The organism is Arthrobacter sp. H35-D1, from assembly GCF_030063185.1.
Classification (GTDB): domain Bacteria; phylum Actinomycetota; class Actinomycetes; order Actinomycetales; family Micrococcaceae; genus Specibacter.
This window is the reverse complement of sequence record NZ_JASISP010000007.1, coordinates 106,196-131,278: the sequence shown is the minus strand read 5'-3', so window position 1 is coordinate 131,278 and position 25,083 is coordinate 106,196. Positions and strand designations below refer to the sequence as shown.

At 62.5% G+C, this 25,083-nt stretch carries 20 protein-coding genes; 5 read left to right on the top strand and 15 right to left on the bottom strand.

Annotated elements, in window-relative coordinates; genetic code table 11:
• Positions 1-136: 136 nt before the first annotated feature.
• From QMG25_RS10175 to QMG25_RS10150, 6 genes are all read right to left on the bottom strand, one after another.
• The gene (locus tag QMG25_RS10175; protein ID WP_283459903.1) at positions 137-628 is read right to left on the bottom strand and encodes a hypothetical protein; all 492 of its coding nucleotides are present in this window, start codon (positions 626-628) and stop codon (positions 137-139) included.
• Between the two features lie 17 nt (positions 629-645).
• Positions 646-1,104: a hypothetical protein gene (locus tag QMG25_RS10170; RefSeq protein ID WP_283459902.1), complete on the bottom strand. Its 459-nt coding sequence runs from the start codon at positions 1,102-1,104 to the stop codon at positions 646-648.
• A gap of 416 nt (positions 1,105-1,520) precedes the next feature.
• Positions 1,521-2,165: a response regulator transcription factor gene (locus QMG25_RS10165; protein WP_283459900.1), complete on the bottom strand. Its 645-nt coding sequence runs from the start codon at positions 2,163-2,165 to the stop codon at positions 1,521-1,523.
• Positions 2,162-3,871: a sensor histidine kinase gene (locus QMG25_RS10160; protein ID WP_283459898.1), complete on the bottom strand. Its 1,710-nt coding sequence runs from the start codon at positions 3,869-3,871 to the stop codon at positions 2,162-2,164. Before QMG25_RS10160 ends, QMG25_RS10165 begins: the two co-directional genes overlap by 4 nt.
• 355 nt (positions 3,872-4,226) lie before the next feature.
• Positions 4,227-4,883, bottom strand: a complete 657-nt coding sequence (locus tag QMG25_RS10155) for a hypothetical protein (RefSeq protein ID WP_283459896.1) — start codon at positions 4,881-4,883, stop codon at positions 4,227-4,229.
• A 167-nt stretch (positions 4,884-5,050) separates the two neighbouring features.
• Entirely contained in the window at positions 5,051-6,442 is a 1,392-nt protein-coding gene (locus QMG25_RS10150; protein ID WP_283459894.1) for a glycosyltransferase 87 family protein, read from the bottom strand.
• Between the two features lie 172 nt (positions 6,443-6,614).
• Here QMG25_RS10150 and QMG25_RS10145 point away from each other — a divergent pair, with 172 nt between their 5' ends.
• Both QMG25_RS10145 and QMG25_RS10140 read left to right on the top strand, forming a co-directional pair.
• Positions 6,615-7,826: a molybdopterin-dependent oxidoreductase gene (locus tag QMG25_RS10145; protein WP_283459893.1), complete on the top strand. Its 1,212-nt coding sequence runs from the start codon at positions 6,615-6,617 to the stop codon at positions 7,824-7,826.
• Between the two features lie 50 nt (positions 7,827-7,876).
• Positions 7,877-8,329 (top strand): hypothetical protein, encoded by a 453-nt coding sequence (locus QMG25_RS10140; RefSeq protein WP_283459892.1) that lies wholly within the window; start codon positions 7,877-7,879, stop codon positions 8,327-8,329.
• Here QMG25_RS10140 and QMG25_RS10135 read toward each other — a convergent pair.
• From QMG25_RS10135 to QMG25_RS10125, 3 genes are read right to left on the bottom strand one after another with little or no spacing between them, the layout of a single operon-like run.
• Entirely contained in the window at positions 8,290-9,075 is a 786-nt protein-coding gene (locus tag QMG25_RS10135; RefSeq protein WP_283459891.1) for an SAM-dependent methyltransferase, read from the bottom strand. The two genes, QMG25_RS10140 and QMG25_RS10135, sit on opposite strands and share 40 nt — an antisense overlap.
• Entirely contained in the window at positions 9,072-9,749 is a 678-nt protein-coding gene (locus QMG25_RS10130) for a TIGR04282 family arsenosugar biosynthesis glycosyltransferase (protein ID WP_283459889.1), read from the bottom strand. The genes QMG25_RS10135 and QMG25_RS10130 overlap by 4 nt, the downstream gene beginning before the upstream one ends.
• A complete protein-coding gene (locus QMG25_RS10125) occupies positions 9,746-10,456 on the bottom strand; it encodes a glycosyltransferase family 2 protein (RefSeq protein WP_283459888.1) in 711 nt (236 codons plus the stop codon). The genes QMG25_RS10130 and QMG25_RS10125 overlap by 4 nt, the downstream gene beginning before the upstream one ends.
• Positions 10,457-10,577: 121 nt before the next feature.
• On the opposite strand from QMG25_RS10125, the gene QMG25_RS10120 reads away from it, so the two are divergent.
• Together QMG25_RS10120 and QMG25_RS10115 are read left to right on the top strand one after the other, a co-directional pair.
• Positions 10,578-11,339: a response regulator transcription factor gene (locus QMG25_RS10120; protein ID WP_283459885.1), complete on the top strand. Its 762-nt coding sequence runs from the start codon at positions 10,578-10,580 to the stop codon at positions 11,337-11,339.
• Positions 11,326-12,453, top strand: coding sequence for a sensor histidine kinase (locus tag QMG25_RS10115; protein ID WP_283459884.1), 1,128 nt, complete (start codon positions 11,326-11,328; stop codon positions 12,451-12,453). Before QMG25_RS10120 ends, QMG25_RS10115 begins: the two co-directional genes overlap by 14 nt.
• On the opposite strand, the gene QMG25_RS10110 is transcribed toward QMG25_RS10115, so the two are convergent.
• From QMG25_RS10110 to QMG25_RS10085, 6 genes are all read right to left on the bottom strand, one after another.
• Positions 12,450-13,502 (bottom strand): NAD-dependent epimerase/dehydratase family protein, encoded by a 1,053-nt coding sequence (locus tag QMG25_RS10110; RefSeq protein ID WP_283459883.1) that lies wholly within the window; start codon positions 13,500-13,502, stop codon positions 12,450-12,452. The two genes, QMG25_RS10115 and QMG25_RS10110, sit on opposite strands and share 4 nt — an antisense overlap.
• Positions 13,499-14,407 (bottom strand): MTAP family purine nucleoside phosphorylase, encoded by a 909-nt coding sequence (locus QMG25_RS10105; RefSeq protein WP_283459881.1) that lies wholly within the window; start codon positions 14,405-14,407, stop codon positions 13,499-13,501. Before QMG25_RS10105 ends, QMG25_RS10110 begins: the two co-directional genes overlap by 4 nt.
• 1,031 nt (positions 14,408-15,438) lie before the next feature.
• Complete coding sequence (locus QMG25_RS10100) at positions 15,439-16,551, bottom strand: AI-2E family transporter (protein WP_283459878.1); 1,113 nt, start codon at positions 16,549-16,551, stop codon at positions 15,439-15,441.
• A gap of 1 nt (position 16,552) precedes the next feature.
• Positions 16,553-17,722 (bottom strand): hypothetical protein, encoded by a 1,170-nt coding sequence (locus tag QMG25_RS10095; RefSeq protein WP_283459876.1) that lies wholly within the window; start codon positions 17,720-17,722, stop codon positions 16,553-16,555.
• A gap of 231 nt (positions 17,723-17,953) precedes the next feature.
• The gene (locus QMG25_RS10090; RefSeq protein WP_283459875.1) at positions 17,954-20,485 is read right to left on the bottom strand and encodes a plasma-membrane proton-efflux P-type ATPase; all 2,532 of its coding nucleotides are present in this window, start codon (positions 20,483-20,485) and stop codon (positions 17,954-17,956) included.
• The gene (locus tag QMG25_RS10085) at positions 20,475-22,901 is read right to left on the bottom strand and encodes a phosphoketolase family protein (protein ID WP_283459873.1); all 2,427 of its coding nucleotides are present in this window, start codon (positions 22,899-22,901) and stop codon (positions 20,475-20,477) included. The genes QMG25_RS10090 and QMG25_RS10085 overlap by 11 nt, the downstream gene beginning before the upstream one ends.
• A 472-nt stretch (positions 22,902-23,373) precedes the next feature.
• Between QMG25_RS10085 and QMG25_RS10080 the strand changes: the two genes are divergently transcribed.
• Entirely contained in the window at positions 23,374-25,017 is a 1,644-nt protein-coding gene (locus QMG25_RS10080) for an ABC1 kinase family protein (protein WP_283459871.1), read from the top strand.
• Positions 25,018-25,083: the final 66 nt, after the last annotated feature.

The following is a 25,083-nucleotide window of genomic DNA, read 5'->3' as shown; positions in this document are numbered from 1 at the left end:
CCGTCTTCCGTGCCGAACATGCTGCTCACATACGGCCCGGCGTCTGCTCGGCACTGGCCCGCTCGGAGAATCCACGAGTCCAGTTTGGTGTCCGGTGACGCCCTGCCCTTGCAGGAGAGTCCACTCTGGCCAAGGCCTAGGCCGACCACAGGAACAAGACAATTCCTATTGCAACGATGGGCAAATGAGGCAGAAACACCCAAGGGAAGAAAAAGGCGAACGCGTTTAGCCATTGCATTTGACACCGGGATCGAAGGGCAGGGACGTTGAGTTCTTTTTTCTTCCTCTTCCAAGTCCAATCAATTTCTGGAGAGAACTGCGTCTGATCCTTCTCAATGGTTGCTCCCGTTACCTCGATCTCGCGCATCCGGCAGTAATAGCGCATCTGATGTTGTTTTCCCAGCCCCTCGATCATCCAGAACAAAAAAGCAGACATGGCAGCAAGCGCAAACAAAGCTCTACTTGTCTGAGTGAAGCCCAACCCGATGCCCGCAAGTGAAGTCGTGACGGACCATCCCTTGATGATCATAAAACGCGAGTCGTAGTCTGAAATAACGCCTAATATCGCGAAGTACTCTTCCGAAAGGGAATTTCGGCGGCGATCTGCTTGAGAATTATCAAGAACCATGGTGATCAGGTCGCACTTCAGTCGGGCGTTGTGCAGTAGTCGACATGGAGCGAGTACGCGGAAACGCCAACCCTGTACTGCTTGATGGTGTTGTCCGGGCCGGCCTCAAACAGGATGGCCCGGCCCTGGCTGGCCCCGCCTTGATTGAGCTCTTGTGGGGCCACCACGCCTCGGGGTCCACCGGCCAGGCTTTCGTAGGAATCAGTGCTGAACCAATTGGGAAATGCTGCAGCAGCGTCGGACAGGGAGTCCCCCACGTTGACGGGTTGATTGCCTGTTACGAGAGGAATTCGCGGGTCGGCGACGACAAAGACTTGCACGCCTCCTGGTTTGGCAACGACCAGGGCAATGTCAAAACCTTCCGCTTCCGCAATTCCACAGTCCCCGGTGCTGTTGAGCCACTCGACAGGCTTGAATTCGATGCCGAACTTCGCCGAGACAGCCTCGACGCTGTCACCGATATTCGCGGGGCCCAAGTTGCCCCAGGTTGCCGCCGGTGCTTCCCCGATGGGTGGCGGTTCGGGGGCTGGCGGGGGTGGTGCCGGCTGGGTGGATACCGGGGCGGGCTTTGGTCCGGGGTCTGGCCGCGGCGGCGCCGGCTGGGTGGTTCCTGAGCCAGACGGCCAAGGAAATGGGCCAACGGTGGAACACGAACACAGAACCGTCAACGTCAGGATCAGGGCGATCGAGCAGCTGACAATTGTTGATGAAAATTCACGCGGCATAACTACCTCTCAAGACCATGCAGGAACCGGCAGGATCAGACTGGATGTGACCAGTATCTGCCATGAGTTTCCCGGGTGATCCCGGACAATGCTCCCGAAGAGTCGGGAAATTGGACGGTGGTTGCACTGCGGCTGGGTCGGGAAGCGGGTGGTGATCCGGACCGGCTTTACGGTGAGGAGCCTATTCCAGCGTCCCGTGCCATGGACCCGGCCTGCGCCCGGTCGCGGGCACCGAGTTTGAGAAAGATTGCAGAGACCGTGTTCTGCACGGTTTTTACGCTGATGCCCAGTCGTGCTGCGATCGCATCGTTGCGGAGTCCGCGTGCAAGGCGTTCGAGTACTTCGTACTCTCGTTGGGTGAGTGTTGGGAAAGCCTGTCTTGTTTGTGGTTCGGCTGTGGAGTCCAGAACCGGTCCTGCGACGCCTGCGTCGGAGACGAACTGGCCGTAGTGCACCGAGAGGATGGCCCGAATGATGTCATCCGGCTGGGCGTCCTTGAGGAGGTAGCCTCGCGCGCCGGCGCGGAGGGCCCGTCGAACGTAGGTGCTGTCCGAGTTCACGGTAAGCACAAGCACGGCGCCGGCCGTGCCCGCTTTGGTGATGGTCGACGTAGCCGTGATACCGCCGTCGCCGGGAAGGTGAAGATCCATGAGCACCACGTCCGGGCGGTGTTCTGCGACCGTTTCAACAGCTTCATCAGTGGTCGCAGCGGCGGCAACAACTTCGATTTCCGGCACCCGTGACAGGAGTGCCCGGAGACCTTCTTGGAATACTGCATGATCATCGACGATGACAACCCTGATGGCGTTCACGTCGACACCGGCATATCGGCCATGACGATGGTGCCGCCCAAGGAACCGGCCCGGATGTCGAAGCTGCCGTCGAGTGCTTGGACGCGTTGGCGCATTGAGGTCAGTCCCACTCCACTGACGTAGGGGGCAGCAAGGCCGGTGCCGTTGTCCTCGACCGAGAGGACCAGCGAGCCCGGATGACGTCGGATGACGACTGTCGCTTTTGAGGCATTGGCGTGACAAAGAACGTTGGTTACTGCCTCCAGCACGAAAAAGAATCCAGCTTGTTCAATCGCCTGCGGCAGTTCACAATCATCGGCGTCAAGTGTGATCGCGGGAAGATCCCCACCGTGCAGTGAACCAATCCAATCGTGCACTGCAACGATGAGACCGACGTCGGTGAGAGCTGCCGGCTGCAGGTCGTGGGCGAACCGGCGAGCTTCACCCGCGGCTGTCCGCAGCCTTTCAGCAAGACGGGCAGCACTTGCCTCATCCGGGGAACCGGGTTCGAACCCGCGTCGCAACGCCTCCGCTGCGAGTCCCGCGCCGGCGAGCAGGGGAACGAACCCGTCGTGGAGGTCGCGTCCGAGCTGGGCGCGGACTTCAGCAGCACTCGCAACTGCTTCCCGACGGGCGGCGACCAGTTCCGCATCACGCCGCAGACCATAGACGATCGTTGCTGCCTGGTCTCCGAGCTGGATGAGAAGTTCCCGGTCCCTGGGCCCGTATTCCTCCGTGGGAGTTCGACGGCTGATGAGAAGCTGACCTAGCTTTTCCTGGCGGTACAGAAGCGGAATGGCAAATGGATGCGGCGTGGGCACACCCACGGTTGCTTCGCAGTTCAAGCGACCGTCATGGTGCAACTCCAGGGCGGCACCGGGTGACTTCACCGCGCCGGCAATGGTGGTGGCAATCGCGTTCAGCACGGCCTGGTCATCAATCTCAAACGTTGATTCCCTGAGCCTTGACATCGCCACGAGCGGACGCCCGCGCTCGCCGAACACGCGACGCTCGAGCAGCCGCTGCAATCGTCGTCGGCCCGGTTCCGCGCACAATCCGACCACTACACCGCCGACCACCACAGCGGACCAAGGACTCGAGTTGATGGGCAATTGCGCAACGAACACCAAAAAGCCCAGGTAAACGGCGAGGAACAAGGCGGTGAGGAGAATGGTGAGCGACGTGTAGACAGCGAAGCGTTTAAGTACCAGATGGACGTCATACAGCTCGTACCGCAGGACCGCGACGGCGATGGAGACGATGACCAGCAGCGGACTGACGGTCATGCCGAACTGGTACACGTCGAAGTCCAGCACAGGAAAGCCGAGTTCGAACAGCAGGAAAATCAGCAACGAGACGGCGAGCAGTGAGATTTGCTGCCGGATCAGACGAGTTCCATGAATCCATCGGAGCACCGACGCGGACAGGCTGGCGACGACAGCTCCCAAAGCAAGGATCGACCCCGTAGTCAGCAAAAATCGAAACCAGCCTTGGCTAAAGAACGGATTCGCGAGGACGTTTCCGCCCGCTTCGTCGATCAAGAACTCTTCCGCGGTCATCGTGGCCGCCATCAGGACGGCCATGCCTGCCACCGATCCCCACACCGCCACTGCCCAACGTCGATTCTGCAGTGAGCCTGTCGGAAAAATCAGCGGTAGGAGCGTCAGCATGGGAATGACATACAGCGGCCAGACGGTTTGGGCGATCAAGTGAAGCGGCACCGCCATGGCTGAACCTCGAAGGAGTGCGATGTTGCCTAGCGCAGTGCAAAAAAAGCTCAATGCCCCCGCACAACCGCTGGCAAGGAGGACCTTGCCCACGGGACGAGCGGCGACAGGCCCCAGGAGAATGCGACCGGATATGCAGAGGGCAAACGTCAGGGACGCGGTCTGGATAAACGCCCACGTCAGGACGACGCGACCAGAGGAAAACCGGAAGGCCACCTCGATGCACAATCCGAGGAGAAAAAGGCAGATCGCCACTGCAGAGACGACGTTGCCGAGCCGCGGGGCGGCTGGGAGCTGATGCGCGTGCACCACGACCATCGCAGCCACCCCCGGCTCTTTTTCCGTGTGTTTATAGTCAGGATACGTCTGATGAAGACGCCGCAGTGCCCTTTCGAACAAGCGATGTACGGATGATGGTCACCGCAAGCACGGCGTAGATGACAGTGAATGCCCACGGAATCAAGAAGTGCAGTGCAAGGCCGATGAGGATCAGCGGTCCGATCAACCGTGCAGCGGAGCGATCTCGCATCCAGGCGACCGAGGTGATGATGATTCCCACGTAGGCGAGGAGGATCAGGTACTCGATGTACATGAACGGATCATCCATGTCGCCGCGGCCAAGAATCAGCCCCCATACAACTGCACAGATCGTGAGGAAGACATGGAGCACGGGCAAGAGTGCGATCAGGGCCGCCCCGATTGCTCCGAGCCGACCCTGCGCATTCCGGCGACGAGCCCACAAAGCCAGGAGCGCCACAGGAATGAGCAGGTTGTATTGCATGAGGGTCAACCGTGCCGCCCACTGCGACAATCCCTGAAAGTCGCCCGCTGCCAACATGCGCAACATGAAGTTGTTGACATCCGACAACGCAGCCCCGCAGATGAGCATGATGCCCACGGCCGGTAGTGGGATACGCGCCAAGAGGTCAATCAGTTGCTTCAAGCGGCCGGGTGGCTTGCACTCAGCTGCAATACCGGCTGCTGATGACGGGGCTTCGGTATGGTCAGACATGGGAACTCCTCTGGTTGACCCGATCGGATGAGACCGTGTCCAACCAGAATGCGCGCAAAAATTCCCGGGTGCCCCCGGATCATAGTCCCGTCCGAGCAGGAATTCTCGGCCGAGGATGTGCTCCACCCGTCCAAGAATTCGCACCAAATTCGAGATCGGCCCCACCGTCATCCTCGAGGTACCCGAGCGGTGGCTGCCGAATAACTGCGACCACGACGACGCCTCAACCATGCCGCGGCGATAATGGTCAGTGCGGCGGCACCAAGGACCGTTCTGGTGGTGAGCGTGCTGTTAAACAAGCCGCCGTCAAGGTACATGATGGTGAGTGCCAAAGGGACGGTGAAGTATTCAAAGCGTCCGCTGAGCACTATCAAAGGCACCAGCAGCAGTGCATACCAGGGGTAGCCGGGGCTGACGATCAGCAAGGTGGCTCCCACCATGACCACTTGCTTGTCCCAGGGCCGTTGCGGATCCACGGTGCGCCAGATGTAGATGGCAGTGATGAGCAGGAGTATGGCCCCGGCCGGTGTGGCCCACCGGTCCGGAACCAGCAGGCGCACCAGCGAGAAGCGATCACTCTCTCCGGTTCCATAGCCCTCCTCGACCAGATACCCGGGAAGATATCCGATCACGGCCCAGCCGCTGATCAGGACGTAGGGCAGGGACAGGACCACAAATGCCAGCGCCGCAGTGAGTGAAAAGCGCAGCGGGCGCCGGAAAAGCATCCCCGGCGCCATCATGACGGGTATCAGCTTCACTGCAACCGCCGCTCCAAAGGCCACACCGGAAGAGAAGACCTTGCCGCGAAACAGCAACAGGACGGCGGCCGTGGCAAGCACGGCACCCAAGACGTCGACGTGTGCGTTGTTGACAGCCTCGGAAAGCACCAGCGGAGACCAAGCCCACCACGCTGCATTGGACAGGAGGCGGGAGGTCCGCCGCAGGAAGTGAAGCAGTCCCGCCGTCAAGGACAAGCTAAGGACCAGCCCGGCCAGCTGAAATGCGATGTAGCCGACGCCGGGGCCGGGCACGAGCCTGACCGCCAGGAAGTAGATCTCGGCCAATGCCGGATAGATGGTGGGAACTTGGGGGCGGTTGATGGCAGTGCAGAGCCTGTCGCTTCCGGGACGGTCCGCCGAATTTGCGGATCCCGGGCTGGTGCTGGCCGGGTAGAGCCCCGGAGTGCACCGGCCGTCCGGGACCCGGCCCTGGAACAGCCAGTCCGGCCGCTGATCCTGCAACGCCGGATCTGCCGGCACGTAGCGATACGGGGAAATGCCGGCTTTCTGGACAATGCCGTCCCAGGCGTAACGAGCGGAGTCCGAGCTGGTGGCCGGCGGACCGGACACTGCGGCGGCACCCAGCAGGAGTGCTCCCGCCATGACGACGGCGCCCATCAGCTTCGTCGGCACCCGGCGCAGCGAGAGGATCGCTGCTCCAAAGATTGCCCATGCCAGCAAGGTTCCGGCCATCCGGTTCAACGCATCCGGGTGCGGCAACGACACCAGGTACCAGATCACGGCAGCCAACACACCCAGAAGGAACGCAGTGAGGAGCACCCATCGTGTTCCATGGGCCGCTGGTGCCGCGGGTCTCTTCACTACATCCACACTCTTGATCCTGCCTCGGAAACTCCCCTTTGGGGAGCCGCGGGTCTGCCCCGTTCGGCTTTCGTAAGGTTTGAACGCCCCATCGCGAACCCGAAAGTGCTGGAATTTCAGTATGGATCGCATGACCAGATTTCTCCAGGACAGGATGGATGCCACCGCCGGCAAATTTGCTTCCCCCGTCCGAAGCAAGCGGCTGACAGTGGTGTTGGGCCGTTGGCTGGGTGCGGCCTTCGTCATCTGTTTCGCCACGGGCCTGTTCAGCCACTTGCTGCAGGACCCTCCTGCGTGGATGCTCTATCCCACGTGGCCTGCCGGGCTTTACCAGCTAACCCAGGGTGTCCATGTGGCGGCTGGGATTGCCGCCATCCCCCTGCTGCTCGCCAAGTTGTGGTCGGTTTTCCCGCTCCTGTTGCAATGGCCGCCGATCAAGTCCTGGATCAACGCACTGGAACGAGCGTCAATCGGGCTTTTTGTGGCTGCCTCGCTGGTGGAAGTCGCCACCGGCTTGCTCAACACCTACAAGTGGTATCCGTGGACGTTCCCCTTCCGTCAAACGCACTACTGGTTGGCCTGGGTGGTGGTTGGTTCGTTGGCCCTTCACATTGCAGTGAAGCTGCCCGTCATCACCCGTCATTGGCGCCGCAACGGGACGGAAGGGAAACCCGACGAACGTGACAATGACAAGCATTCACACGATGAAAGTCCCAACGATGGGCGTACCGAAGACAAGCAACCGGCAGGAATGGGACGGCGGGCCTTCCTGTCCACGGTCACGGTCACCACGGCCTTCGTTGTGCTGAGCACCGCGGGCCAGTCCTTCGCTTGGCTCGCCCCCCTGAATATCTTTGCTCCCCGTCGTCAGAACACCGGCCCGCAGGGAGTCCCCGTGAACCGCACTGCCATGGAGGCGCAGGTCGCGCAGGGCGACATCGGGACGGATTGGACCATGAGCGTCACCACAAAGAACGGGGAAAGGACATTCTCCCTGCCCCAGCTCAGAGCCTTGCCCCAGACCGAACACGTGCTGACGGTGGCGTGCGTGGAGGGGTGGAGCCAATCGGCGTTGTGGCGTGGTGTTCGCATCAAGGACCTGCTGGCCGAGGTCGGTGCACCGGCAGATTCCGAACTGGAAGTCGTCAGCATGGAAAAGAACGGAAACTACCGGGTGATGACCATGCCCGCCCCCTACACCGGGAATGACAAGACGCTTCTGGTCCTGGAACTCAACGGTGCCCCGCTGGATTTGGACCACGGATATCCGGCCCGAATCATGGCGCCGGGCCGTCCCGGTGTCTTGCAAACCAAATGGGTTCAGCGCATCGAGGTACTGTGAAAAAGCCACGCACGACTCCAACTACTGCACCGACTCCAACAATGAGCCCAATGACCACGGTTCGTCTCGGCGTGGGAGCCCTGGGCGCCGTCGCGGTGGGCTTTGGCGCCTATTCCCTGCTCACCCACCTTGGCCTGGCTGCGCTTTTGGGCCTTGCGGCATGGATGGCCGTGGCGTTGTTGTTGCACGACGGCGTGGTGGTGCCGGTGTCCACGGCGACAGGACACGGTGTGCGCTGTGCGGGCCGGCACCTGCGCCCACTCTCCCGCGCGCTGATCCGCGGCGCGTTGGTGCTTGCGGCCGTCTGCACACTGATCGTCGTGCCGCTGGTGGCGGCCCAACAAGTGGCCGGGAATCCTCCGGTGAACGCCACTGTTCTGCAGGGGAACTACGCGCTGGCCTTGGGTGTCTTCTGGGGTGTTCTGGTCCTGGTGGCAGTGGCAGCCGTGGTCGTCGTCGAACGCTATTCGCGCCGCAACAGTCGGCAGACGACCCGTTCCTGACAAGGGCCCGACGCCGGAGAACCGGGCACGCGCCGGGTGGAGGGGATGGTGATCCGCTTGGAGATATCCCAGCCGGCGCCGGCCGCGTAGCGCTCCAGTGCCTCCGAGCCCACGCGTGCCCACGCGAATGGCTCACTGGCTTCGGTGCCCTCGCCACGCAACACGGCGGAGTAGCTCACATCGAGGCCGTCCTGGACGTCGACTTCGATCAAAATGCTGCCGCTGGGGCACAGCACCTGATCCATGCGCCGCAACAGTACCGGAACGTTGCCGCCGATCCCTACGTTTCCATCCAACAACAAGGCAGTCCCCCACGCGCCTTCGTGCGGCAAGGCCTGGAAAATGGATTGGTGGAGCGCCTTGGCCCCCCGGGACCGGGCCTGGGCCACCGCCTCGCGGCTGACATCGATTCCCAGTGCCCGCAGCCCGATTCTCTCCGCAGCCACCAGCATCCTGCCCGGGCCGCATCCTGCATCCAGGACGGGTCCACCAGTCGCCAGCAGGAGCGACACTTCGGCAGGCGTGGCCGGTTCACACCACTGTTGCACCCTGAGATGGACGGCAGTCACGGCCTCGTGAGTCACGGCCTCGTCTGTCACACGCTCATTCGGGGCATGGGGTTCCAGGGTCAAGATGCCCTTCCCTTGGCGCAAGGCCGCAGCATAGGGTTCTTCGGCGCCCTGGCCGAACCAGTGGAGCCGGGATGACCCGCGCAGCGGGGCGGCAGGCCTTTCGAGGAGGCTCATGCGACTTCCTTCCGAGCGGACAGCATCTGAACAGCGTCGGCAAACGGCGTTCCGAGACATTGGCCGGCTGCCAGAAGTGCTGCCGGGAACGTGTCAACGTCGGTCAAGGGCACCAGCTTGCCCACCCTGTGTCCGGCTGCGCGGAGCCGGGACAATTGTTCGCGGCCGGTGTGCGGGGTGGACATGGGCACGCCGCGGATCAAGTGGCCGGCAGGACGGAGCAGGGCGATGGCCCAGTAGCCGCCATCGTCCGCCCTGCCCAGCCATGAGTGACAAGCGGGTTCGGAACTGCCCCAGTCCGCCACGAGGGGCTCGAGTAGTTCGGGGGTGAACTGGGGCGTGTCCATGCCCATGATCAACAGCGGACCGTCGGCCGCATCGCAAATGCTCCCGAGCCGTTCGTCGAGTCCGCCCGCGCCTTGGGCCACTACGCAGAAACCGGCGCTGTCGCTGGCCAGCGGCGTCCCTTCCATCACCAAAAGGCGGCGGCTGGCAGGCACTTGGCGCACAGCTCGCAGGGTCTGGCTGAGACTGGTCTGCGCCAGCTCGGCGGCCTGTTCGAGGGACAGGGGCGGCGACAACCTCGTTTTCACTTTGCCCGGCAGGCATTCCTTGGCGATGACGGCAATGGTGAAGTTCCCAGCCATGGTGGAGTTCTCGGCAGGCAAGCTCATGACAGGGCCCGCTTGGCGAATTGCAGCTGCGTGGACATGTCCGCCACGGCGGTCAAGGTTCCCCGCAGCGTCCCCGTCACCTTCGACTTTCCGATTCTGGGCCGGTACGCGACGGGCAATTCGGTGATTCTCCAGCCGGCGAGGTGGGCCTTGAGCACCATCTCCAACGGATACCCGCTGCGCCTGTCCAGCAGCCCGAGGTCCAGGAGCATGTCCCGGCGGGCCACCCGCATGGGTCCCAAGTCCGTCAGCTGGACCCCTGTCATTCGGCGCATTCTGGCGGCAAGGACCTTGTTGGCGAGCCGGGCATGGGCCGGCCACGACCCCGGCTCCGGGTGCCGTGCACCCAACACCAGATCGGCGCTGTGCTGGTGCACAGGCCACGCTAGTGCTGCTAGTTCGGCGGGATTCATTGAACCGTCGCAGTCGCAGAAGGCAACCAGGCCCGCGTGGGCGGCCTCGAGTCCGGCTTGGGCTGCGGCACCGAAACCGCGCCGCGGTTCCCGGACCACTGTTGCACCCAGAGACTCGGCAAGCACCCCGGAACCGTCGGTGGATCCGTTGTCCACCACGATGGCCCGGAAACTGGAAGGCATGGCTGCCAGAACCGACGGCAACGCCATCGCTTCGTTCAGGCAGGGAAGGACAACGTCCACCAGCGGCTGCGCGTCCGATGGGCCCTGCTGCGGGGTAAATAGATCTCTCACTCTTTCACGATAGAAGAACGGCCTGAGCGGGGGTAGTCCAATTCCTTACGGAATGGGGACAAAATCATGTGCAGCCCGATGGAGGGGCCCGTTTGCCCGGCACCGAATCTATGATGAAGGGGTGAGTACCGGAAAGAACCCCGACGCCGCTGGCGACCTCAGCGGCCGGCGCATCCTGCTGGTGGAGGATGAGGAGCCGATCGCCAACGTGGTGCGCGGCTACTTGCAGCAAGCGGACTTCCTCGTGGACATGGCCGCGGATGGTTTCTCCGCGCTTCATCTGGCCCAGGAGCATTCCCCGGATCTCATCATTTTGGACCGCATGCTGCCGGGTCTGGACGGTGCCGAAGTGTGCCGCCGGATACGTGAAACCATGTCCATGCCCATTATCCTGCTCACCGCGTTGGGGACGGAGGACGACCGCATCCTTGGCTTGGAAATGGGTGCCGACGACTATGTCACCAAACCCTTCTCGCCCCGTGAGCTCGTACTCCGGGTGAAGTCGCAGCTGCGGCGCAGCATCCATGACTTCATGCCTGAACCGCCCGTCCAACATTCAGGGTTCCTCCTCGACCCGGCGGCCCGGGCCATCACCGCCCGCGGCGTGCCGTTGGTGCTGACGGCGCGGGAATTTGACCTGCTGGCGTTCTTCCTGCGACGTCCCAATCAGGTGTTCAGCCGCGAGGAGCTGATCAGTTACGTCTGGGGATGGGATTTTGGCGATCTGTCCACTGTGACAGTGCATGTTCGCAGGGTGCGCGAAAAAATCGAAGACAACCCCACAAAGCCGCTTCTGCTCAAAACAGTGTGGGGCGTGGGCTACCGCTTCGACATGGATGCCGAAGCAGAGCAGGTTGGGGAGGGTTCCCATGGCCAGCAGTGACCTTTTGACCATCTTGCTGCTCGTGCTCGTCTGGGCCGTTCCCATAGCTGCCGCCACGATGGTATTGCAGTGGCTGCTGCGCCGGTCCTCCATTGTGCTGCAGATTTGCCTTGTGGTTGTTTCTGCCGTGGCAGTGCTCGTTGCGGGCCTGGTGGGAGCCTTCAACGCCATGTTCATTTCCGCCCACGACCTCGAAGTGATGTGGTACATCGTCGGGATCGCATCCGTGCTGTCCGTGCTTGTCGCCGTCGTTCTGGGAATGGGCATGGCCCGCAATGCAAGGGCCCTGATCAGCGCAGCCCGGAGCATCGGCCGTGGCGAAACTGTGGCCACTACCCGGAACATGAGTTCGGAGTTGGCGGCGCTCGCCTTGGAAATGAAGTCAACCAGCGAGAAACTCGAGGAATCCCGACGCCGGGTGGAAGCGGTGGAGGGGGCGCGCCGCGAGCTCGTGGCTTGGGTTTCCCATGACTTGCGGACACCGCTGGCCAGCATGCGCGCCATGACAGAGGCCCTGGAAGATGGCGTGGTGGACGACGTCTCCGATTACTATCGCAAGATCATCGCCCAGTCCGACCGCATGAACGTGATGGTCAACGACCTGTTGGAACTGTCCAAAATCCAGGCCGGGACGCTGGTGGTCACCATGGAAACCATGGACCTCTACGACCTGGTCAGCGACGCCATTGCCGATCTATCCCCGTTGGCTGTCCAGCGCGGAGTGGATGTGAACGGCGAACGGGTCACCTCCACGCTGGCATCCGTTGACAGTGCATCGATGGGCCGGGCAGTGCGCAACGTCATCCTCAACGCCCTCATGTACACCAAGCCCGAGACCACAGTCCGCATTGCCGTCGATGCCGAGCCGGGCTGGGCGGTGGTGGCGGTGGAGGACGCGTGCGGCGGGATCCCGGAGCAGGACCTGCCGAGACTGTTCACCGCGGGATGGCGCAGCGTCTCCGAACGCAGCAAGAGCGCCTTCAGCGGTGCGGGCGTGGGGCTGAGCATGGTGGCGGGCATTGCCCACGCCCATCACGGGGTCGTGGCGGTGGAGAACGCCGGCGACGGCTGCAGGGTCACCTTGCGGATACCGACGGCCGGAGCCGGAGGCTAGTCTCCCCTCATCGGGGCGAGCATGAATTCAGCCATGCCCTCGGCAAAGTCCCGGTGGGGTGCCCAGCCGAGCTCGCTTTTAATGCGCGCCGACGACGCCGTGACATGGCGAACGTCTCCCAGGCGGAACTCCCCGGTGACCTGCGGATCCGGCCCGCCGCTGCAAGCACTCATCGCCTGGGCCACCTCCCCCACGGTATGCACTTCATCGGCGCCAACATTGTAGGCCCGAAAGGGTTCGCGGGGTCCGCCGAAGAGCGCCTTGGCAGCAGCAAGGTTGGCCTGGGCAATGTCGGCGGCATGGATGAAGCTGCGCCGTTGTCCGCCGTCCTCAAAGACGCGCGGCACCTCGCCACGGGACAACGCCGAGCGGAAAAGGCTCGCCACCCCGGCATACGGGGTGTTCTTGGGCATTCCGGGGCCGTAGACATTGTGGTAGCGAAGTGCCACGGCGTGCCCGCCTGTTGTGTGCGCCCACACTGAGACGAGGTTCTCCTGGGCCACTTTGGAGGCGGCATAAACATTCCTCGGATCCAGCAAGGCGTCCTCGGTGACCAGCGTCGGCACCAGCAGCTCTCCCGTCGCCGGACTACGCGGATCGAAAATGCCCACCTCAAGGTCTTCCCGACGCCGGGGCCCGGGCCTCACCAACGCGCCGCTGCGGTCCCGGTATGCACCTTCGCCGTACACCACCATTGAGGATGCCAGCACCAACCGTCCAACCCCTGCCCGGACCATTCCAGCCAGCAGCACCGCCGTGGCAAGGTCGTTGTTGCGTACATAGCCCGGGGCATCGGAGAAGTCCACGCCGAGTCCCACCTTGGCGCTTTGGTGAAGCACGACGTCGATCCCGTCAAGTGCCCGGGTGACAGCGTCCGGGTTGCAGACGTCGCCTTCGATGAAGTCGACACCGGGGTGGGGCACGGGCCGGCGCGGGTGCGCATCCTCGGTGAGGGAGTCCAACACCCGCACCTCCCAGCCGCGCGCCAGCCCCGCCGTGACAATGTGGGAGCCAATGAATCCGGCGCCCCCTGTAATGAGCACTCTCATGGCTGGCTCTGCCGCCCACCAACGGGGACTTCATCCGGGGCGGATGGCGGGGCAGCAAGGACGGCGGCCACTGCGGCAGGATCGATGAGCTGCGGGGCGGCATAACCGGCCTTGAGCAAGTCGATGGTTGTCTCCAGCACTGCCATGATCCGGGGCTGTGCGGCAACGAGCCGTTCCAGCACCAGCTCGGCAGTCACGGGGGCGGAACCGTCATGCCCGGTGTTGGCATCGGTGACGTAGGCCACGTTCACAAAGCCCATGTTCAGTTCCGCGGCCAGCACGGGCTCCGGATATTGGGTCATGCTAATGAGGTGTGCACCGCCGGCCACAAGAATTTCCGACTCGGCACGGGTGGCGAACCGCGGGCCGTTCACAACGGCCACGGTTCCTTCGCCAACGAACCTCTCGCCGCAACTCTCCAAAGCCTTGATCAGCACGTGGCGAAGCCGCGCACAATACGGATCGGCCGCTGACAGGTGCTGCACCCCGGTAGGCAGTGTGCCGTCGTAGAACGTGTCCGCCCGTCCCCAGGTCTTGTCAATTAGTTGGTCGGGGACGGCAAACGAGTCCGTCCCGTGGTTGGCGTCCAAGCCACCCACAGCGGACGAGGATATGACGGCCTCCACCCCCAGGGACTTCAAGGCCCACATATTGGCCCGGTAGTTGATTTGCTGCGGGGCGACGCCATGGGCACGGCCATGGCGGCTCAAGAAGGCAACTTCCAGCCCGTTGAGCATGGCAACCGCCACGGGTCCCGAAGGAGGACCAAAGGGTGTTTTGATGTCGCGTTCCAACAGCACTTCGGCTCCCGCCAGCCGGTACAGCCCGGACCCGCCCACGATCGCAATCCTGGGGCGGGATGGACGTTCATCGAACGAGGTCCGGGAGTCGTGGTGTGAGGGCATAGCTCTCATCATGCCAAAACTGCAGACAATGTGAGAGCAGAATTTCTTACGGAACCAAAACACTGTGCGAACACCCGCCGCCTACAATAGGGAGCAGTCTCCTTCATTGCCTGGCCGGAAGGTGGCGTCATGAATGATGTGGGTGCATCCGTGCCGAATCGCTTGCCATGGGCATGGGGTGAACCAGTCACGGTCCGGCCCTCCACCTGCACGGGGGTCCCGGCCGAGCCGGACGGCTGCGTGGCAACCCGTTCGGTCGCCACCACGGCACGCCCCGAGGCATTGTTTCTGTGGCTATGCCAGTTGCGCCGCGCCCCCTACAGCTACGACTGGATCGACAACTGGGGCCGTCGCAGCCCTCGGAGCGCCGATCCGGCATTGCAGGCACTGAAGGTCGGCCAGACGTTCATGACCATCTTCACCCTCGTTGCGTTCGTGCCCGGCAGGTCCCTGACCCTTCGCAGGAAGCAGGGATGGCCAACCCGGGCCTTTGTGCCAATCACGGCGATGTACGACGTCGAACATGTCACCGGGCAACGTTCCCGACTGAGCGCTGTCCTGTGGATGCCACCCGTCGGTCGGGTGCTTGCCCGATTCCGCCGCTACTGGCTGGCGTGGGGCGACGTGGTCATGATGCGCAAGCAACTGCTTGTCCTGCGCGCGCTCGCCGAACACGAGCTTGCCGGCAAGCCTGGCCGGGTCCTCGCTGCTCGGATGCACGCCCCAACGGGCTCGATCCACCACCGTTTCCCCTCGCGCGCGCTGATCTTGGCGACACTGTGGATCCGCACCGTGAAGGGCATCCAGCAGTGCTTCCTCACCGCGTCGATGGCCGTCCTGCACGACCAACCACGTCGCCGCGACACGTGGTTGCACATCCCTGCTTGTGGTCAGCCCTGCGACTGGGCGGAGGACGCCTTTGCTGTCAAGGTGCACACTGAAACTGGCCTGACGGGAATTGGGGAATCCGACAGTTCACCGGCCGCGCCCAAGGCACCCATCACCTGCTGTGACGGCATCCAGGTGGCGAGTCAGGACAGTTGCTTGTGCGGCATGACGACTTCCTTGATGATCAAGATGATGCCGGCTGAGATCGGGATGGCCACGAGGGCACCGGGGAGTCCGAACAACGTGGAGCCAGCCAGTGCCGAGATCAGGACCACAGAACCTGGTATTTGGACAGCCTTCCCCATGACCTTCGGGGTGAGTATGCAGGCCTCGATCTGCATGTAGATGAGCATGAAGATCAGCACCACCAGCCCGGCAACGGGTGAATGAATAAATGCCAGAATCGTCATGGAGATCGTGGTCAGGATGGTGCCGATCAGCGGAATGAGGGTGATGAAGAAGGCCACAACGCCAATCAGAAAGGCCCCGGGCACGCCCATGATCACCAAAAGGATCACGCTGTAGACGGCATTGCTGAAAGCGAGTACCACCATGCCGCTGATGTACCTGCCGAAATTCTTCAGGATGCGCTCGGTATAGCTGATGAAAGCCGGCCGGCGGGACGCTGAAACCAGCTTGTAGCTTGCGTCCTTGATGGAATCATAGGTGGCGACGAAGTAAATGGTGAGAATTGCGATGAAAAATCCACTCGCCAGCCCGTTGACCACCGAGACTCCGAAGCCGGCGACGCCGGACCCCAGCACGGCCCACACTGCTGGGTTCCTAATCTCAGTCGCGATCGAGTTGACCAGTCCGCCCAGCACACCATTGCTCGTTTCATTGGCCTGGTCAAACCATCCTTGGGCTCTCAGTTGCGAAATCTGCGCTGGGATGGCCGTGGCGAGCAACTGCATCTGGCGGATGAGAAGTGGCAGTAGTCCCCACACCAACGCCACAAATATCCCGACGATAATCAGGATGACAGTAACCATTGCCCACGTCCTGGACATGCGGTGCCGTTGGAACCAGCGCACAAGCGGATCGACTCCGACGGCCGCAAACAACGCCGGAAACACCGCCGGAAACACCGAGAAAACTATCGCCCGCAGCCCATAGAGCGCGAACCCGGCGGCAATCCCGCCGATGCCGCCCAGCGTCATGACGTAAGCGGACAGCAGTGGTCCGCTCCGTGCCCTGTCCGGCTGTGCTGCTGCTGGAGGCAGGCTGACGGCAGGGTTCTTCCTTAGCATTCTCATGTCATGGAACTTCCGTGTTTGCAGGGGCCTTGAGGCCCCCCGAAGTGTCTTTGGACAGGCTTGGACGTTTTTGGACCAGTTCCAGGATGGCGATCATAACCACGGCGATCAACAGTGTCCAGACCACCAGGCCCACCGTCAGTGGCCAGGTAAAGACGATGACCGATGCGGCGGCAATCGCCACCACTGCACGCACAAGAGCACGCAAGGAGTAGATCCACTCCCCCACCCGCCCGGTGGCAATTCCATGGTTGGCGGCCCTTTCCCGGATCCACACAACGCCCGAGACGAAGAGGCCTCTCCATTTCCTCGGACCCCTGAAGGGACCTGAAAACCAGCCGACAATGGCCACAGCCACGGCGAGCACCAGCACAGCCTTGGAGATGGCGAGCAGGGTGCCCAACGTAGTTGAGAACAGCAGAGATGCCACGTCCGCTGAAAGCGGGGCCGGGCTCACGGACGGCGGAAACAGGATGCCGCCAATTCCGGCTGCAGCCAGGATGGCTGCCAACGCCAGCGCCAGGAGAAGGGCTGCCCAGACAAGTGCCATGGATCGGCGCCGGGCCACGAGGACACCGGCGGCAAAGAAGAGCACCGCAACCCAGGGAAGCCAGGAGCCGGCGGCAAGTGCAAGGTTGTAGCCAAGCTGGATGGTGGGGACCGCATCCACTTGGGCCACGGTGATCGTCCGATCAATGGCCGGTATCTGGCTGGCGAACGCAATGCCGTGTTGCACCAAAGTTGTCTTCACGACCTCAATAATCGGTGCGAGCTGAATGCCAATCGACCCATCCGAGCCCAAGGCGACGGCTGCCTTGGGGTTGTTGGACATGGCTGCGATGAATTGGGCGTGACTGACGTGCAATGCGGTCGACCAGACAGCCGCGAAGTCCGGAAAGGCCACGAACGCAGAAACGCGGGACTCGATCAGCGACTCAAGTCCGGCGGCGATCGGGCCTTCGAACGTTTTCAAGGCCTTGGTCGCCGCGGGTCCTGTTCCCAAGTTGGTAATGCCATCGACCCCCTCCGCGGTCAATCGCTTAATGTCGACGTGCTCATTGATCACGTCCATGGTTTTGTCGGTGATGAAATCTTGAAAGGCCGGGTCCTGTGCCAGCGGCGCAAAGTTCGCAACGAAGCGTGTGGTGTCAGCAAGTTTGACCTTGCCCACGCGGAAACAACAGCAGCGGGGGCCAGCAGCGCACCAATGACTACCAGTACCGCGGCCAGCAGGGTCCAGGCCCAGCCTCGCTCACAATCAGTGTTGTCCAGCTGCGCCTTCCACAGCGCCCCCTTTAGAGTGAGAATATAGCCGATATCCGCAACCGGCGTCTTGTGGAGAGGCTTGCTGCCGTCACATCGTGCAGCCCGAGGCAGGCATCCGGGCTAAACCGCCCGCACGTCAAATTGTGCCGACGGCCAACGTCGCGCCGTCTGGGACGGGAGTGGTCTTGACGGGGTCCAGGATGCGGTACGCGAGAAGCTTGACGCGGTCGCTCGCCAACGCCCAGATGATGGCATATCCCCAGACGAATGCCGCCCATCCCCAGCCCAGCGGGGTCATAAACAGGCCGTAGACGGCGATGAGCGTTGCAAGTGCCTGGGTACCGAGCACAGCGAGCAGCAGGATGCGGGCGGGGCGGATGGACCAGAACGGGCCGCGTGTTCGGGTCAGGAAGATGGTCAGGTGCCCGGCCACCGAGAGCATCAGGTACATCATGGTCTGCAGCTGGGGATGGCCAATACCGAAGACCCGGTCTCCAAGAAAGAACAGGCCAAAGGCCGCGATCGGCCCAAGGACGCCCAGCACTGTCGCTATCCCGAGCACGAGGCGCATGTTCCACGCTTCGGGTTGGCTGCGGTAACGGACGTTGTCGTAGGCGATCGAGAGGATTGCGCCGTCGTTGAGCAAAGCGAGCATCACGATCATGATCGCGGTGACCGGGTAGAAATTGAACACGAGGATGGTGAGGGTGACGAACAGCAGCACGCGCAGCGTCTCGGCAATGCGGTACATGGCGTAGGAGTTCATCCGCTGGAAGATCCTGCGGCTGATCTTGATCGCATCGATGATCACCGACAGGCCCGGGGTGAGCAGCACAATGGCTGCGGCTGCCCGGGCGGCGTCGGTGGCGCCAGAGACGGCGATGCCGCAGTCCGCTTTCTTCAGGGCCGGGGCGTCGTTGACCCCGTCGCCCGTCATGCCGACGATGTGGCCGTGCTGCTGCAGGACGTCAACAATGTGGTATTTGTGTTCCGGGAAGACTTGGGCGAAACCGTCGGCCCTCTCAATGGACTCGGCAGTTGCGGCGCTTTCAGTCTTCGCCACCTCCCCCAGGCCGGCGGCGTCGAGGATGTTTGCTCCCAGTCCGACTTTGACGGCGGTTTCCTTCGCGATCGCCAAGGCGTCCCCCGTCACCATCTTCACTTCCACGCCCATCTTCCGGGCGGTGGTGATGGTGGCCGCAGCATCTTCACGCGGAGGATCGAACAGCGGCAGGACACCCAGAAAGCGCCAGTCTCCACCAGGGCCTGTCCGGGCCACGCCGAGGGAACGGTACCCGCGGGCGGCGAAGTCGTTAACCGCTGTGTCGACAGCGGCCTTCACCGCGGAGGCGTCCGCGGCCACGGCCATGATCACTTGTGGCGCCCCCTTGCTGACCTTGAACGTGTCCTGCTCGGTTCCCGTGCCGATGGCGGTGACGGTCGCCTCAGTACGCTTGCTGACCGGGTCAAAAGGCTGGTAGCCCGTCACGGTGTATCCGTCCAGTGCATTCGGGTCGCTGAGCCCGCCCAGGATGGCGAGATCTATGGGGTCGTCATTGTCTGCGCGGGAGGCCAGCGCCCCTGCGATGATCACTTCGCTGGCGGTGGCTCCGGCGGTGCAGAAGGGATCCCCCAGTGTCAGTGAGTTTTGGGTCAGCGTGCCTGTCTTGTCGGAGCAGAGAACGTCAACACCGGCGAGTTCCTCAATCGCCACAAGCCTGGAGACGACGGCCTGTTTCGCGGCAAGTATCCTGGCACCCACGGCCATGGTCACCGACAGCACGGTGGGCATGGCGACAGGAATCGCTGCGATCGTGAGCACCAGGGCGAACTGCAGGGTGGTCAACAGCGGATCATGCCGCAGCAGCGACACGAGAACTATCACGGCAACGAACACCGCTGCGAGAATGATGAGGTAGTTGCCGATTTTCAGCACGGCCTTTTGGAAGTGGCTGACGGTGTGCGCACCCTGCACCAGCTCGGCGGTTTTGCCGAAGTAGGTGCTGGCGCCTGTGGCGTAGACCAACCCGTCAATCTCGCCACGGCGGACAATCGAGCCGGAATACACGGGATCGCCGGGCGCACAGGTGAGCGGCAGCGACTCGCCGGTCAACGCCGATTGGTCAACTTCGATCTCATCGCCGTCCAAAAGACGGGCATCGGCGGGAATGATGTCGCCGAGCCGAAGCCTGATGACGTCTCCTGGCACCAAGTCGCGGGCCGCCGGGGTGACCCACGTTCCGTCGCGTCGGACGCGGGCTGTGACCGCCAGCTTCGCCCGCAATGCCTCGATGGCATTGCCGGCCTGGCGTTCCTCGCTCCAGCCCACAAGGGCGTTGGCCAGCAGCAGCACCAAGATGATGAAGAAGTCCGGCCAGTGCCCCACCACAGCGGACAGGATGACGGCGGCCTCGATCATCCAGGGGATCGGCCCCCAGAAGTAGGACAAGAACTTCAGCAGCGCATTCGCATGGTGCTCGGCGATCTCGTTCGGACCGTAGTGGATCAGCCGCTTCGCAGCTTCCCTCTGGCCCAGCCCATCCGGCGACGTTCCCAGCTGGCGCTGCACTTCCTGCATCGGCAGCGTCTTCAGGATGTCCGCAGACGCGGTACCGGTCCCGGAGACGGGTTTCCCCGGGTTGTCGACCGCCGGTGTCTCAGTGGCCACAGCCTGCTCCGGTGGGGTTCCAGGTCCAGTTGCGGATCTCTGGCAGGTCCGTACCGTGTTGGTTGATGTAGAGGTTGTGCTCGACGAGCTTGTTAGTCATTTCTTGCTTGAGGTAGTCCGCTGTGGCACCGAGTTGGGGCAGCCTGTCGACGACGTCCTGGACAAGGTGGAATCGGTCGAGCCGGTTTTGCACGCGCATGTCGAAGGCGGTGGTGATGGTGCCCTCTTCGATGTAGCCGCGCACGTGCAGATTGTGGTTTGTCCGCCGGTAGGTGAGGCGGTGGATCAGGGACGGATATCCGTGGAAGGCGAACACAATGTGCTTGTCCTTGGTGAACAACGAGTCGTAGTCCGCATCGGAGAGCCCGTGCGGATGCTCACTCGCTGATTGGAGCTTCATCAGGTCCACGACGTTGACCACCCGAACCTTCAGCTCGGGCAGGTGCTCGCGCAGAATCGAGACGGCCGCCAGCACCTCGAGGGTGGGCGTGTCACCGCAGCATCCAAGAACGACGTCGGGCTCGGCGCCGCGGTCGTTGCCCGCCCACTCCCAGATCCCGATTCCCTTGGTGCAGTGGATCTCGGCGTCATCCATGGAAAGCCATTGGGGCATATCGCGCTTGCCGGCGACGATGACGTTGACGTAGTGGCGGCTTCGCAGGCAGTGGTCGGCAACGGTGAGAAGGCAGTTCGCATCCGGCGGGAGGTACACCCGGACAATGTCTGCCTTCTTGTTCACCACATGGTCAAGGAAGCCGGGATCCTGGTGGGTAAAACCGTTGTGGTCCTGCTGCCACACGTGGGAGGCAAGCAGGTAGTTCAGCGAGGCGATGTCGCGCCGCCACGGCAGCGCCTTGGTGATTTTCAGCCATTTGGCATGCTGGTTGAACATCGAGTCGACAATGTGAATGAAGGCCTCATAGCAGTTGAACAGGCCGTGGCGGCCCGTCAGCAGGTAGCCTTCCAGCCAACCTTGGCACTGGTGCTCGGAGAGCATCGAGTCCAGCACCAAACCAGACGGGGCCAAAAACTCATCGTTTACTTCTGTGCGGGCATCCCATTGGCGGTCGGTGACCTCGAACACCGCTCCCAGTTGGTTGGACAATGTCTCATCCGGACCGAAGAGACGGAAGTTCCGCCGTTCCGTATTCAACGCGATCACATCGCGCAGGAAATCCCCCAGCACCAGCGTGTCCTTGGCCTCGACGGCTCCGGGTGCGGCCACGACGACGGCGTGCGTCCGGAAGTCGGGCATGCGCAGGTCGCGCAGCAGCAGCCCGCCGTTGGTGTGCGGATTGGAACCCATCCGCCGTTCACTAAAGGGTGCCAGCGCCTCCAGATCCGGCAGCAGCCGCCCGTCCGCGTCGAACAGCTCTTCGGGCTTGTAGCTGCGCATCCACTGCTCCAACTGGTTGACGTGGCCGGGGTGGCCCTCGTCCACCAGCAGCGGAACCTGGTGCGACCGGAACGTGCCCTCGACCTTCAACCCGTCAACTACCTGGGGCCCTGTCCACCCCTTGGGTGAACGCAGAACGATCATCGGCCAGCGCGGCCTGGTGGTGCTGCCACCGTCACGGGCGTCGGATTGAATGGTGCGGATGTCCGCAACGGCCGAATCCAGCACGCCGGCCATCAGCTGGTGCATCTCCTCCGGGTCGCTGCCTTCGACGTAACGCGGGTCCCACCCGCAGCCATGCAGGAACGCATCCAGTTCCTCGTGCTCGATCCGAGCCAGCAGGGTGGGGTTGCTGATCTTGTACCCGTTCAGGTGCAGGATGGGAAGGACTGCCCCGTCGCTGGCGGGGTTGAGGAACTTCGTGGACTGCCACGATGTGGCCAACGGCCCTGTTTCGGCCTCGCCGTCGCCCACCACGCAGGCGACCACCAAACCTGGATTATCAAACACCGCCCCGAACGCATGGCTGAGCGAGTAGCCCAGCTCCCCTCCCTCATGGATCGATCCCGGTGTGGTGGGGGCCACGTGGCTTGAAATACCGCCCGGGAACGAAAACTGCTTGAACAGTTTCTTCATGCCGGCCTCGTCCTGGCTGACGTCCGGGTAGATCTCCGAATAGCTGCCCTCCAGGTAGGTGTTGGCCACCAATGCCGGTCCGCCATGCCCGGGCCCGGAAACGTAGAACATGTCCAGCCCGTACTTCACGATCGCCCGGTTCAAATGCACGTAGATGAAGTTCTGTCCCGGCGTGGTGCCCCAATGCCCCACCACCAGCGGTTTCACATCCGAGAGCACCAACGGTCTCTTGAGCAGCGGATTGTCATAGAGATAGAGCTGCCCCACCGAGAGGTAGTTCGCCGCGCGCCAATACGCATCCATTCGGTGCAGCAGTTTGGCGCTCAGCGGCGACCCCGGCAGGGCACTCGCAGTGGACGCTTCGACGTCAATGTTCTCTGTCATGGCTTCATCCCTTGAGAATTCCAGCTGGACGCTGCCAGAGTGGGGTTCGGCCACACTGCGTCGTACTGGAGAATTGGGCTCAAGCCCTCAGGGACCAAGCCGCGACGTATGAAGTTCGCTGGCGGGTCCGGGCCAGCTGGGGGCTCGGCTGCGGGCCGGCCACGTTCATTCCAATTTGCGGCGGCGCTGCATTGGCTCTTCTCGTACTAAATGCCGTCGATACGATTTATCCTACGCCGGTCCGGCACACCCGCGACAAGAATACTTTTCAGCGCAGATTTCATGTCCCCGCACCAGGAGAGATCTCCGTTTCAACGGGCTCGGCAATCGAGGAGAGTCTGGCGGTCGCCACGGCCGGCAAGAGCCCTCGCCTCTAGTAAGTTGGCGCCGCACTACCCATACTGAGGAACATGACAGAACCTGCTGACCACGCGATTTGCCACAGTAGCGCCAAGGATTCGGAGCCACTCGCATGAATGCCCACCTTGAACGCCTGGCCCAGGTCGCAGAGATTCTGAGCAGACATGGACTTGGCTCTCTCGCAGCGGCGACGGGGGTGGACAGGTGGCGCGTGGTGCAGGCCATGGGATCGAAACCGCAGATCTCCAACCCCCACCGCATCAGGCTTGCACTGGAAGAACTCGGACCCGTGTTCATCAAGCTCGGTCAGATGCTGTCCACCCGCCCGGACCTGATGCCCACGGGCTACATCACCGAACTCTCCAAACTTCAAGATGGCGCGCCTCCCGTGGCAGCGGATGCTGTCCGCTCAGTCATCCAGCAGGAGTTGGGCGCACCTCCGGAGGGACTGTTCGCTGCTTTCGACGACGCTCCCCTGGCCAGTGCGTCGATCGGACAAGCCCATGTGGCGACACTTTTCGACGGCACCGACGTCGTCGTTAAAATTCGCCGACCGGGGGTTGTCGCCCAGATCAACGAGGACTTGGAGATTCTGCAAAATCTGGCCACGTACGCCAGTCATAATTGGCCGGCAGCCGTCGACTACAACGTCAGCGGAATCGCCGCTGATTTCGCAGCAACCCTGCGCGCAGAACTTGACTACCTGCAGGAAGGACGCAACGCGGAACGCTTTGCGGTAAATTTCGATGCCGTCCCTGGCATTCACATTCCCAAAATTTATTGGGACAGGACAACCTCTCGGGTGCTCACCATCGAACGGATCCGCGGGATCAAGGTCGACGACATCCAAGGGCTTGCGGACGCCGGGATCGACAGGCACGAACTTGCCGACCGCGCGGCCCGGGCCGCAGCCAAAATGGTCTTCGACGACGGCTTCTTCCACGCGGATCCACACCCCGGCAACTTGTTCGTCGAAACGACGGGCACCATTGGCCTGATCGACTTTGGCATGGTCGGCGAGATCAGTGACCCGCTCCGCGAACGTTTGGCCAAACTCCTGCAGGCCTTCACCGCAAACAGCCCCGGTCGAATCAGCAGCGCACTCCTGGAACTTTCCACAGCTCCGCCAACAACCGACCGAAGTGCACTGCACCAGGACACGGCCATATTTATCCAGCTGTACCAAGGCAAAAAATTGGGACAACTCGAAATCGCACCATTGGTGGTGCAGCTGCTGGCCATCCTGCGCAACCACCACCTCCAACTTCCACGCGAAATGGCACTGCTCGCCAAGATGCTGCTGATGACCGAAGGGATGGGTGCGCGCCTGGATCCGGATTTCAGCTTGGGGAAAGTCCTCAAGCCCTATGCCACGCGATTGGCCATGGAACGTTTTGAACCCCGCAACCTGGCCCGGGCCCTCTCCCGGCTGGGCTTGACGGTGGCCGAGCTTGGCTCGGACCTGCCGGAAAAGCTTGAAAGCCTGGTGGGGCACATGGACAACGGTGTCGAAGTGCATTTGCGCGCCTCCGAATTGGAACCCCTGGTGCTCCGGGCGGAACGCATAGGCAACCGGCTGGTTGCCGGGATGGTTGCGGCCGCATTTATCCGCGGTATTGGGGACGTGGCGACGGCGGACAGTGAGAAACTAACGACGTGGGGCAAGCCCCTTGTTGCCGGCGCAGTTGGTGCAGTGGGTGCGTTGACCACCTATCTGGCGTGGACGGGTCGACGCCGACCGCGAGGCAGACACTGACAACGGGGGTCATCACCTCAAGGCACCAAGTGATGACCGCAGCACTGCGGAATCTGTGACGGCCGC